The following is an 11,337-nucleotide window of genomic DNA, read 5'->3' on the forward strand; positions in this document are numbered from 1 at the left end:
TCATAAGAAAAAATCACAAAATTCCCACTTATTTCTTACATTTTTCTTACAAAAAAATCAGCATTCTGCTGACTTTACTGTTAAATATTAAAATGCTTTTTAAAACTTTGAGCAATCCCATCATTATCAACACTATCAGTTATTTCACTTGCTACACTTTTTAATTTAGGAATAGCATTCCCCATAGCAATACCATGTTTAACCAATTGTAACATCTCTACATCGTTGATACCGTCACCAAAAGCATACGTGTTTTCATAATCAATTCCTAATTTTTGATATAAATATTCACAAGCAGTTCCCTTAGTGAACCCTTTGCAATAAACATCCATTCGAATCAAACCTGTATCATACGGAATCATCGTAAATTCATCTTCTAATTCATGATAAGCTGCCCACAACTGTGCTGCACTATCAAATAAAACACAACAGCTTACCGCTTTAACATCACTAGTTTTAAATACCTCATTAACATCAGTTGGTCTTTCAGTTGTTCCCTGAAACATAGCACGATGTTTTATAACCAATTCATCATCAAGAAAACTGCACCATGCACCACCGCGACCATTAAACATTGAACGACCATTATATTTTGCATATACATCTAATTGCTTCTGCACCATTCCATTATCAAATTGTTCATCAATCAAAATCTCATTATTAAAACGAATATAATGTCCATCATTACAAATATACCCATCAAATTCAATGTTTGCCACACTTTCAGGTACTTCACCCCGAGCTGTTGCAATGACGATCTTATTACCTTGATTTTTAAATTCATTTAAAACCCTTATTGTCTCATCAGTTGGATGTAACATCCCATTAGGTACATTAACTAATGTCCCATCAATATCAAAAAACGCTATTTTCGTATTCATAATGCTCCTCCTTCTTTTAAGTATAAAGAAATTCATATCTTTTATGAGATATTTTAATATTATGAAAATAATTACTGAATCACATAATCTTTTGCATGATCACTGTAATAAAGAGCATTGTTTGTATCAATAAACACAGCTTCTATCCCCGCTAATTGATTTACTAATGCTAACCCCTGCTCTTTACCTAAAGTAAAACATACTGTGCTTAATGCATCACCATCAACTGAATGATTACTAATAATCGTAACTGAAGCTAACCCATTATCATAACTATATCCCGTCTTCGGATTTAAGATATGATGATAATACTTCCCTTCAACTTCAAAATAACGTTGATAAATTCCTGAAGTTACAACCGACTGATCATTAATTTTTAATTTTAAAATGTCACTACTTCCTTTAGGATCAGTAATACCAATTGTAAAATCATCACTATTCTTTTTCCCTACACAAAGAACATTACCACCTAAATTGATAATTGCACTGTCTACTCCCTGCTCAATTAAGTATTCCTTAATTTTATCAGCAATATATCCCTTTGCAACAGCCCCTAGATCTATTATAGTATTAGGATTACTAAAACTAATTGTACTATCATTTAAAGTAATTCCCCTATATCCAATCGACGTCAAAGCACCGGCTATTGCTGAAGTTTCCGGCAATTTTGGAGTATCAGCTTTAAAATCCCACAAATCAATCAATTGTCCTACTGTAATATCAAAAGTACCATTAGATAATTTACTATATTCCAAACCAATATTTATAACTTTAGCAAGTTCCTTGGATATTTTAATTGGTTTAGTTTTATCTTGATGATTGAGCTGATATAATTCACTTTTGGGATTAGTCCGGGAAAAGAGAAGCTCGTAGTCCTTGCAAATAGCAAAACATTCATCTAGAATATTAGACGAAGCACAATCATATAAAGTAATCGTAACTTGCGTATCTAAAAGAAGCTGCGTTTGACTTAGAGGCTGTTTATTCATACATCCACAAAATATAATTAAGATTATTAAAATTTTTATAAACCAACGTTTTTTCATGTCATTTCCTTTCATTCTGGAGGTAGCTATGTTTAAGAAGAAAGACTTCATTATTATTTTCATAATTTTTGTCGTTATTATCGGGGCACTACTTTTTAATCATTTTTATTTCAGTCAAAAAGCTGCTTACGTGAAAATCACCGTTAATAATCAAGTATATCGTACTGTTCCTCTAGAGATTGATCAGACAATTAAGATTAGTGATAAAAATATGATCGTGATCAATCACGGAAGTGTACATATGAAAGATGCTACTTGCCCTGATAAATTATGTATCAAACAAGGAACGATATCTAAAAATGGTGAACAAATTATTTGTTTGCCTAATCAAGTTGTTATTGCAATTGTTTCTAATCAATATAACGATGTTGATTCATCATCCAAATAGGAGGCCCCAATGACTAAAAGAATTACCTATTTATCTTTACTAATCGCAATCGCAATTATTCTCGGTTATCTTGAAACCTTTATTCCTATTAACTTTGGAATTCCTGGTGCAAAACTCGGCCTTGCTAACCTCATCGGATTAATTGCACTATATCGCTTTGGATTTAGAGACGCTTTAATCATCACTCTCCTGCGAGTTTTTATTATTGCCAGTGTTTTTACTAACTACTATATGTTTTTATATAGTTTAAGCGGTGCTTTATTAAGTTTAGTCATTATGGTTCTTTTAAAAAAAACCAAACTCTTTTCAACTTTGATCATTAGTATTTCCGGCGCAATCTTTCATAATCTAGGACAAATCCTAGTAGCCTTAATTTTCTATGGTTTTAATATTATTTATTATCTACCTTATTTAATAATCTTATCACTTATTACAGGTAGTGTCATTGGTATCTTAGGCCAAATTATTTTAGCCAAACTACCTAAACAACTATCATAATGAATTGTTTTTTACTAAAAAAAGGAATTTCTTCCTTTTCAAACAACAATATAACTCTCATTTTTAGCAGCAAATGAAATGATCATGTAATATTTTATATTGGGAGAGAAAAATAATCTACATGATCACTTACTTTGCTACGATAGTACTATACTCCTTAAACATTACTTTAAGTCAATCTTTTTTTATTAAACTAATTGCCGATTCATCCATTTTCCACTAAAATAGCGCCAGATAAAGAAAATACAACGAACTCCCCAATCAATAAACATTGCAATCCAAACACCAATTAATCCAAGATTCATATATTGTCCCAAAACATAACTAAAGCATAATCTAAATATTAGCATTGATGCAGCTGAAACTATCATCGTAAACTTAGCATCATTTGCTGCTCTTAAAGCATTTGGAAATGTGAATGACGTAGGCCAGATTAATGCTGCAATAATTGCATGTAAAAAGATACATTGGTATGCAAGGTCCGTCGTTTCTTTTGATAATGAATAGAATGTTAAAATTGAAGGTGTTGCAATAATTAAAACTACAATTAATCCAGCCATTGAAAGATAAGTAATTTTTAATAACTTTTTAACATAATATTTTGCTTGTTTATAATCATTTGCACCTACACATTGACCTACAACCGTCACCATCGCCAAAGACATTGCCATCCCAGGAATAATCTGCATTTGAGCCAAGTTATTCGAAACAGCATTAGCTGCAATTGAATATGTCCCAAAAGTTGCAATTAAACTTTGTACTAAGATTTTCCCTAGCTGAAACATCCCATTTTCTAATCCCGAAGGTATCCCAATTGCTAAAATCTTTTTTATATACATAAAGTCAAATTTCCAATGAAGATAATCATTTACACATACATCATTATCCCGATGACTTAACATCTTTAAAATTACGATACAAGCTACTGCTCTGGCAATCAGCGTTGCTAATACGGCACCAAATACCCCCCATCTAAAAACGAAAATAAAAATTGCATTTAAAATAATATTAATAACATTCATGACTGCACTATTAATCATCGATATTTTAGAGTTACCAATTGCCCTAAATAATGCTGCTCCAGAGTTATATAATGCAATAAAAGGATACGACATTGCTGAAAATAAAAAATAGATTTCTGCATTTTTCATTACATCTACTTCAACATTTCCAAAAACCATGTGTAATAATGGCACATTAAATGCAATAACTATCACCATGATAATTACTGACAATAATGCTGTAATCAAAATCAACTGTTTTGCTGAATACTTTGCCTTATCTTTAGAACCCTGTCCAATAAACTGGGCTGCAACTACTGCTCCCCCTGTTCCTAATGCAGCAAAAATATTGATTAATAAAATATTAATTGCATCAACCAGCGAAACTGCTGATACTGCTGCTTCGCCGACGCTAGCAACCATAACAGTATCTGCAAAACCTACTGTAATTACTAATAATTGTTCCACAACCAAGGGAATAATTAATTTTTTTAATGCTTTGTTATCAAATAACATTCCTCACGCCCCCTACAGTTACCTATTATACGCCCATATTCTTTTGAACAAAGTAAATTTCATTTTCTGGAAAAGCAAAAAAACCTCACAAATGAGGTCTAAAAACAAATTATTAGTCTAACAATGCTTAAACAAAGTTATCAATTCTGTTGAGGTCAAGTCTCGATATTCCCCTAAAGCTAATTTTTGATCAAGTTCTATTCCTGCAAAAGCAATTCGTTTAAGTGTACACACTTCATTTTGACATGATTTAAACATTTTTTTAATTTGATGATACCTCCCCTCATTGATAGTTACTAAACAATGGTATTCATCAAGTATTTCCAATAAACTAGGTAAACATTGAACCTTGTGATCAATCACTACACCATCAGAGAATTTTTTAATCAATTCATCTTTAAGCGGAAATTTAGTAGTCACATAATATTTTTTATTAACATGATTTTGTGGTAATAATAATTTTTTTGATAGTGAAGTGTCATTAGTAATTATCAATAGCCCTGTTGTATCAATATCTAAACGCCCTAAACAATAGCAATCTTCTCGCCCAATCAGATCAATTACACACTGATGATATTTATCATGATTTGCACAAAGATAGTCAGCCGGTTTATTCATCATATAATAAACAAATGGCTGGGCATTCAATTGAATATGATGATACATAATAATATCATCCGCCTTTACTGGATAACGAACATCTGTAATTACTTGATCGTTCACCCTAATTTCCCCATGCCTAATCAAGGTTTTACATATCTTGTGATTCCCTAGTTTATTCTTCATTAAAACATAATATAGATCTTTAATTCGACTCACCTCCATTTTAGAACTTCTTTAGCAAACTTTTTAGCTGCCTGGATATCCTTTTTATCAGGATGTCCAAAGTTTTTAAAAATAAAAGCACTTCCTTTACATGAAAACACCGGTCCATAAATTATTCCCTTTTCTTTAAGCTGTGCTTTAACATTAGTAAATTGATCTGTTCCAAAACCGTTAGCAGAAAATAAAATAACCTTCTTAACTTTATTAGCATCAAGTTGTGCTACAAACCTAGTTACTTGTTCAGGAATATTTCCTCCTAAAATTGGACATCCTAAAAATAAAATATCTGCTTTAACATCTTGCACTTGTTTAATATTTTTAGCATCGACTTGAAGTTCGTCAGCAATTGCCTTCGCAATTTTCTTATTATTCTTTTTACTTTTATATATTACTTCAATCATCCTTCTGCCCCCTTTTGACGATTTTTAAAAAATACTTCTAAATGATCGATCCCATGCATTAATTTAATTGATAACTGATAATACTGAGTGATTTCTTCATTACTAAATTCACTAAATAAAGCTTGATGTACCTCATCTGTTAATTCTTCCATATCTTTTCTAAAGCGCAATCCCTGTTTACTCATTACCACACATAACGAACGTGCATCTTTGGGTGACTTCTCTAAAATCACATATCCCTGCTTTTCCAAACTCAGTGCTAATTTTTTTACATTTTGTCGTGAACACCCCATCACTTTTGCTAACATGCTTAAATCAGGAGCATCAGTAAATGAAGTCATCGTAGCCATTAATAACCATTGTTTACTCGTCATTTCATTGTAACGATCAAATATCGCATGTAACTTATTCTCCTGAATAAACACACCCGCAAATAACAGTTTTTTGACCCATTTAGGATCCTGTCCTAATAATTCATAACTTGATTTTTTCATCATTCTCTCCATATCCGTAACTAGTTACTTATTTTTATTATAGTAACTAGTTACCAATCTGTCAATAAACAAATACTTTCATCAGATTATTTCATAATAAAAAGTTATAATGACTTCTCACTATAACCTCTAAAACAGATATTTTAATTTTCGATTGATCTTATTACTTTACAGGGATTTCCACAAGCAACACTATTAGGAGCAATATCTTTAGTCACAACACTGCCTGCTCCAATTACACAGCCATCGCCAATCGTTACCCCTGGTAAAATAACTACATTACCACCTAACCACACATTATTACCAATTTTAATTGGTAGCGCTTGTTCTAAACCAGTATTTCTAATTTTATATTCGGTAGGATGAATAGCAGTATATAGACCACATGAAGGTCCTATATAAACATTATCTCCTAATTCAATTCCACCACCATCCATAAAATAACAATTACTATTAATAAAAGCATTTTTACCAATTTTAATCTTATTTCCATAATCACACATAAAGGGACTTATAAGCTCTATGTTTATAGGTTGATAACCTAACAAACTTGTAATCACTTCTAATCTTTTTTCATAACTGCTAGGTTTTATGTGATCTAGATCAAAACACAAATCTTTAGCTAATACTCTTTGTTTTAATAATTCTTCATCATTATTTGCATCATACCACATTCCTAATTCCATTTTTTCACGTTCTGTCATTTTTATTTCCCCTTTATTCCTTCTTTTAACCATTTCATACTAATCTCTGCACTAGGATACCCTGCAATTAAAATTGCCTGTGCATGTACACCATAATCACCTGTTTGTACCACTGCTTTACAACGATCACGCATTTCATAATATTCAGGAATGTAATGCATCGAATGAATATTTTTCTTTCCCAACAAATCAACCAGTAACTGATAATCTTTTTGATTTACTTCAATCATATCTTCTGTGACGATTGCTCCTTCAAAATCACCACAAGCAACTAGTGTAGTTACTATATCCTCAAAACTTGGTGAACCGGTCACTACTTCTACATCTATATATTCAACACTTGAATCCAGTGGGTATAGGGCTTTACTAGATGTTCCACTGCCAGCATCAGCAATAAATAACATCTCACCATGACGCAGACTAGCAACAACTGCTGCCAAACGTTCATGAAGAATTCTCTTTTTTGGTTTCACACTTATCTCCTTATTTATTAAAAGTCTTTTATTAATTAATAATTATAAGTTATCTAATAAAAAAGTCAACAAATAAAACAACTGTCCTTGAACCGTCCTAATCAAATAAATAGATGAAACAATCAAATTATTAGATTTGAAGTTATCAAAAATAATAACTTCATTTATTATTTAGAAATAAACAGGTTAAGCTATGCAAATATTATTACTATAGTGTTCAGTCTCATATTTCATAATCTTTTTATTTTCTGGTATTGAACATCAAACTGATAAATCTGATGATAATACTGTTCGTCCAACAAACATATAAATCCATATTTCTCTTTCAATTCAAGGAAAGATTTATGATTATTTAGATGTTCTTTGACAATTTCTAATTTATACGCTTTAGCATACTTTTGTCCCCTCAACAATATAAAAGTTCCTATTCAGTGTTTAATTATTTACACTATCTAGGAGGTTTTTATATCAATAACAGTTGTTTTATTTGTCTTGTTTAATGAAACTTTCTCTAATAACTTCCTGTATTCCCAATAAATAATCATTTTCATAATTAGCACAATACGTTAATTCAGGCATAAATTCACTTGGTAAATACTCTAAACAAATCTTCTTGATTTTTAATATATCATCAGCCTCAATAGCTTCACCTGTTAAAATCACGATTGAAGGATTTATTATCGATGCTACACAACATAATGATAAAGCCACATCTTCTGGTGAATAATCAAAGCATAACTGTTCTTGTTTTAGGTATTTAAAAAATGGTAAATATAAGATTTCACCAGCAATACTATTTTCTCCTTCTATTAATTTACCATTAATAACACTCCCACAGCCAGGTCCAGAATTTAATGGAAACGTCACATAACAAAGATCCTTTTTATTATTATGTAAATAGCAGCCATAAGCAGTATAATTCATATCATTTTTAACAACTGTCTTTAATCCTGTAGCCTTCTCGATTTCAGCTTTAAGATTTACATTTTTTAAATTAGGAATATCTGATTCAATTACTATCTCTTTAGAAATTATTGCCGGTACCCCTAAACCAATTATTTGGATTCTCGAATCTTGTGATAAAAGATATTTAATGAATTTTAAAATATCCTCTAATTTTAAATCATTTACTAATTCTTTACCCTGTTTTAGTACACTTGCAAGGGCATCAATGATTTGCCAGCAAAGATAATCTCTGCCTCTTTTTCTTTGTACAAATAAACACAATGAATGAAAATATTCTGGATTCAATCCATATTTTTTAGTAGGACGACCTTTTTTTAAATAAATAATTTCTTTTTCAACAACAGTTCCATTATCCAAAAAATCATTAAGAATCGTTCCTACTGTAGCTACTGTCAATCTTGAATAATTAGCTAGTTCTTTTTTTGTCACTTCTTGATGTCTTAATAACAATTTCAAAATGATTTGATCATTTAAATCTCGTAGTTTTCCAGTTCCAATTCTATTCACATTTATCAGCCCTTTTCAATTATTTTTGATTATATCAGTATTTTTAAAAGAAAAATACCCTTTGTCTCCAAAGGGCTTTTAATTCAAGTACGTCATTAACACATTCATTATTATATGATAAAAATGTCTTTTGGGCAACTGACAAAAAGAGAATATTTAATTTTTTTATTTTTATATTGACTTATAGTTAACTCTAAGTTCTATACTATAAATGTAGAAAAGATAAATACATGAAGGAGGACTTAAAATGAAAACATGGTTAATTACAGGATGCTCTAGCGGAATTGGACACGGCATTGCTAAAGCGGTATTAAAGAAAGGGGATAATGCTGTTGTTACTGCTCGTGATACAAGTAAAATTGCCGATCTAGTTGATCAATATCCAAATACAGCTTTAGGAGTGGCTCTAGATATTACCAAAAAAGAGAGTATTAGTGCTGCAGTAAAACAAGCACAAGAAAGATTTGGAACAATTGATGTATTGATTAATAATGCTGGATATGGATATCGTTCTTCAGTTGAAGAAGGTGACATAGATGATGTTAATCTTTTATTTAATACTAACTTCTTTGGGCCAATCGAACTAATTAAAGAAGTATTACCACAAATGCGAGCTAACAAAAACGGTGCTATTGTCAACGTATCATCAATTGCAGCGGTTAGATCGGGTGTAGGTTCTGGTTATTATGCTGCTAGTAAGGCTGCTTTAGAATTAATGACTGATGGTCTAGCTAAAGAATTAAAACCGCTAGGAATCAAGATCATGATAGCACAACCAGGTTCTTTCCGAACTAATTTTTATGATACTTCACTAAAAGGGACTAAAAATAAGATCGATGATTATAACGAAACAGCTGGGAAAACTCGTAAAGAGAATGTCGTTAATCATAAAAATCAACCTGGTGATCCTGATAAAGGTGGTCAAGTTATTGTTGATACAATTGAAAAAGACAACTATCCTTTCCGTCTTCTCTTAGGTAGTGATGCTACCAAGATCGTAGCTAGTGCTTTAGAAGAAAGAATTCAAGAAATCGAAACTTGGAAAAATATTAGTAGTCAATCAGATTTTGAATAGAAGTAAAGCCTCCTAATAACCGGAGGCTTTACTTTGATTCAGTTATTAAAATGTCCAGTACAAAAATGTTCAATTATTTCTAAAACTTCTGTTAATTTATCTGTTTCAATATAAACTTGAGTCTCTTTAACAAATTTATTAATAAAATTATCATCAAAATTTCCATCAGCTTGTCTTTTGAAACTTTCTTTTAATAAATGCTGTGCTGCATCTTGATACTCAGGTTTCACTCTTTTTAAATAATATTCATAAAACTTAGTTTGTCCATCTTTCACATTCCATTCACTCCTTGCATCTATCATTACCACAATTACTTTAATAATACTTAGTAATCTCATTTTTATTCATTGCTTATACATATAAAATCATTTTTCCTAATAAAATACACTCCTTTAAACTAACGATTTTCACAATTTCCAAGATATATTTTTCCATTTTATAAACTAACTTATCTACCTATAATGTAAGTTAACACGAAAAAGCAATAATCCCCGGCTCTAAGACACTAACAATCAAAATCTTCCAGAAATAAGAGAAGACTGCCATGATTAATTATATCTGGCATACTTATCCCAATTTTTCTAATATCTTGGTATTTTATTAATATAACATTTAAAATATCATATATATCTTCTAAAATGGTTCAATTCTTAGTAAGTTCTTCATCAAGAATAATAATATTTTGTTCATCATAAATACGATGCATCAACCAAACCCGCTCACTGATTCTAATGACTGAGATACATAAGATCTTAACACCTTTATGGGTTGCCATTTTCAATGACAAGGGTTCAAGTGATATAACTTTTTCCCTCAATATGATCAATCTTATCTTCAATCAATGTAAGAGCATGTCTAGCATCATATTTAGTAAAAATTTGTGGTGCTTAAAACAATTACATCATAGTGATTTCCTACTGCAAATAGCTTACTATAAGATATCGTAAAGAACTAGTTGTTAATCCACCAGTACAACTGAGCAGTACTCTAATTAGTGGCCGTATAACCATTTTTTATACTCTCTACTATTTTTTCAAATACCCCAATCGTTTGCTTAAGCGTCCTCACTTGAAAATGCAAATAAAAAATGCGCAAACCCAATATCTAGATTTACACATTACTGTTACTTGATTATTCGAATTATAACAACTCAGTTTATTAAAAGCCAAGAAAAGATTATTTTACTAAAATAAAAAAGCCTATACGGCTTAATAAAAAAATAAAAATAGTCACTGATTAAAACAAATAGTGTCAATAGATATTTTAGGGAGTAGTGACTATTTATACAAGTTATCTACCTTGCACTATTATAATCTCTCATGAATGTTAATTTAATATGAATTAATCAACCTTTTTATAAATTATTTTATTTATTTTTGAAATTTAAAAAAGTGCATCTTTTTAAAGATACACTTTTTATTATCAAATTATTCAGCAGCTTCTGCAGCTTGTTTGTTTTGATATCTTTCATAAGCAATTAAGAATGGTGCATAAATTAAGATAGATGCTACGATTGCAATTGCTTGAGATACAGCACCCATGATATTAGCTCCTGTAGTTAA

The 11,337-nt window shown here is 30.7% G+C and carries 14 protein-coding genes; 3 read left to right on the forward strand and 11 right to left on the reverse strand.

The window, feature by feature from the left end; translation table 11 throughout:
• Positions 1-80: 80 nt before the first annotated feature.
• Together KTF99_RS02770 and KTF99_RS02775 are read right to left on the reverse strand one after the other, a co-directional pair.
• Positions 81-881 carry a Cof-type HAD-IIB family hydrolase gene (locus KTF99_RS02770; RefSeq protein WP_003538827.1) on the reverse strand — a complete coding sequence of 267 codons (801 nt, stop codon included), beginning with the start codon at positions 879-881 and terminating at the stop codon, positions 81-83.
• Positions 882-952: 71 nt separating this feature from the next.
• The gene (locus KTF99_RS02775) at positions 953-1,942 is read right to left on the reverse strand and encodes an FAD:protein FMN transferase (RefSeq protein ID WP_227174078.1); all 990 of its coding nucleotides are present in this window, start codon (positions 1,940-1,942) and stop codon (positions 953-955) included.
• A gap of 13 nt (positions 1,943-1,955) precedes the next feature.
• Here KTF99_RS02775 and KTF99_RS02780 point away from each other — a divergent pair, with 13 nt between their 5' ends.
• Together KTF99_RS02780 and KTF99_RS02785 are read left to right on the forward strand one after the other, a co-directional pair.
• On the forward strand, positions 1,956-2,315 hold the full coding sequence (locus KTF99_RS02780) for a NusG domain II-containing protein (RefSeq protein WP_008792218.1): 360 nt from the start codon (positions 1,956-1,958) through the stop codon (positions 2,313-2,315).
• A 9-nt stretch (positions 2,316-2,324) separates the two neighbouring features.
• Positions 2,325-2,813, forward strand: a complete 489-nt coding sequence (locus KTF99_RS02785) for a Gx transporter family protein (protein WP_003538835.1) — start codon at positions 2,325-2,327, stop codon at positions 2,811-2,813.
• Between the two features lie 188 nt (positions 2,814-3,001).
• Here KTF99_RS02785 and KTF99_RS02790 read toward each other — a convergent pair whose 3' ends face one another.
• The 7 genes from KTF99_RS02790 to KTF99_RS02820 all read right to left on the reverse strand — a co-directional run bounded on the left by KTF99_RS02790 (position 3,002) and on the right by KTF99_RS02820 (position 8,700).
• On the reverse strand, positions 3,002-4,330 hold the full coding sequence (locus KTF99_RS02790) for an MATE family efflux transporter (protein ID WP_003538837.1): 1,329 nt from the start codon (positions 4,328-4,330) through the stop codon (positions 3,002-3,004).
• A 117-nt stretch (positions 4,331-4,447) separates the two neighbouring features.
• Positions 4,448-5,155, reverse strand: a complete 708-nt coding sequence (locus tag KTF99_RS02795) for a 16S rRNA pseudouridine(516) synthase (protein ID WP_008792220.1) — start codon at positions 5,153-5,155, stop codon at positions 4,448-4,450.
• Entirely contained in the window at positions 5,146-5,556 is a 411-nt protein-coding gene (locus KTF99_RS02800; RefSeq protein ID WP_003538848.1) for a flavodoxin family protein, read from the reverse strand. The genes KTF99_RS02795 and KTF99_RS02800 overlap by 10 nt, the downstream gene beginning before the upstream one ends.
• Positions 5,553-6,050, reverse strand: coding sequence for a MarR family winged helix-turn-helix transcriptional regulator (locus tag KTF99_RS02805; protein ID WP_008792221.1), 498 nt, complete (start codon positions 6,048-6,050; stop codon positions 5,553-5,555). The genes KTF99_RS02800 and KTF99_RS02805 overlap by 4 nt, the downstream gene beginning before the upstream one ends.
• A gap of 143 nt (positions 6,051-6,193) precedes the next feature.
• Positions 6,194-6,754 (reverse strand): sugar O-acetyltransferase, encoded by a 561-nt coding sequence (locus KTF99_RS02810; protein ID WP_009008682.1) that lies wholly within the window; start codon positions 6,752-6,754, stop codon positions 6,194-6,196.
• Positions 6,755-6,756: 2 nt separating this feature from the next.
• Positions 6,757-7,227 carry an RbsD/FucU domain-containing protein gene (locus KTF99_RS02815; protein ID WP_003538852.1) on the reverse strand — a complete coding sequence of 157 codons (471 nt, stop codon included), beginning with the start codon at positions 7,225-7,227 and terminating at the stop codon, positions 6,757-6,759.
• A 483-nt stretch (positions 7,228-7,710) separates the two neighbouring features.
• The gene (locus KTF99_RS02820; RefSeq protein ID WP_003538854.1) at positions 7,711-8,700 is read right to left on the reverse strand and encodes an ROK family protein; all 990 of its coding nucleotides are present in this window, start codon (positions 8,698-8,700) and stop codon (positions 7,711-7,713) included.
• Positions 8,701-8,947: 247 nt separating this feature from the next.
• Here KTF99_RS02820 and KTF99_RS02825 point away from each other — a divergent pair, with 247 nt between their 5' ends.
• A complete protein-coding gene (locus KTF99_RS02825) occupies positions 8,948-9,775 on the forward strand; it encodes an oxidoreductase (RefSeq protein ID WP_217215436.1) in 828 nt (275 codons plus the stop codon).
• Positions 9,776-9,813: 38 nt separating this feature from the next.
• On the opposite strand, the gene KTF99_RS02830 is transcribed toward KTF99_RS02825, so the two are convergent.
• On the reverse strand, positions 9,814-10,113 hold the full coding sequence (locus tag KTF99_RS02830) for a hypothetical protein (RefSeq protein ID WP_003538865.1): 300 nt from the start codon (positions 10,111-10,113) through the stop codon (positions 9,814-9,816).
• Positions 10,114-10,418: 305 nt separating this feature from the next.
• A complete protein-coding gene (locus KTF99_RS17350) occupies positions 10,419-10,550 on the reverse strand; it encodes a hypothetical protein (protein WP_003538867.1) in 132 nt (43 codons plus the stop codon).
• Positions 10,551-11,337 lie beyond the last annotated feature (787 nt).

The organism is Erysipelatoclostridium sp. MSK.7.34 (assembly GCF_019041935.1).
In the GTDB taxonomy this organism is placed as follows: domain Bacteria; phylum Bacillota_I; class Bacilli_A; order Erysipelotrichales; family Coprobacillaceae; genus Thomasclavelia; species Thomasclavelia ramosa.

Bases quoted from the DNA above. Each gene is read 5' to 3' on its own strand.
- KTF99_RS02770 (WP_003538827.1), bottom strand. From the start codon at position 881: ATGAATACGAAAATAGCGTTTTTTGATATTGATGGGACATTAGTTAAT.
- KTF99_RS02775 (WP_227174078.1), bottom strand. From the start codon at position 1,942: ATGAAAGGAAATGACATGAAAAAACGTTGGTTTATAAAAATTTTAATA.
- KTF99_RS02780 (WP_008792218.1), top strand. From the start codon at position 1,956: ATGTTTAAGAAGAAAGACTTCATTATTATTTTCATAATTTTTGTCGTT.
- KTF99_RS02785 (WP_003538835.1), top strand. From the start codon at position 2,325: ATGACTAAAAGAATTACCTATTTATCTTTACTAATCGCAATCGCAATT.
- KTF99_RS02790 (WP_003538837.1), bottom strand. From the start codon at position 4,330: ATGTTATTTGATAACAAAGCATTAAAAAAATTAATTATTCCCTTGGTT.
- KTF99_RS02795 (WP_008792220.1), bottom strand. From the start codon at position 5,155: ATGGAGGTGAGTCGAATTAAAGATCTATATTATGTTTTAATGAAGAAT.
- KTF99_RS02800 (WP_003538848.1), bottom strand. From the start codon at position 5,556: ATGATTGAAGTAATATATAAAAGTAAAAAGAATAATAAGAAAATTGCG.
- KTF99_RS02805 (WP_008792221.1), bottom strand. From the start codon at position 6,050: ATGAAAAAATCAAGTTATGAATTATTAGGACAGGATCCTAAATGGGTC.
- KTF99_RS02810 (WP_009008682.1), bottom strand. From the start codon at position 6,754: ATGACAGAACGTGAAAAAATGGAATTAGGAATGTGGTATGATGCAAAT.
- KTF99_RS02825 (WP_217215436.1), top strand. From the start codon at position 8,948: ATGAAAACATGGTTAATTACAGGATGCTCTAGCGGAATTGGACACGGC.
- KTF99_RS02830 (WP_003538865.1), bottom strand. From the start codon at position 10,113: ATGAGATTACTAAGTATTATTAAAGTAATTGTGGTAATGATAGATGCA.
- KTF99_RS17350 (WP_003538867.1), bottom strand. From the start codon at position 10,550: ATGGCAACCCATAAAGGTGTTAAGATCTTATGTATCTCAGTCATTAGA.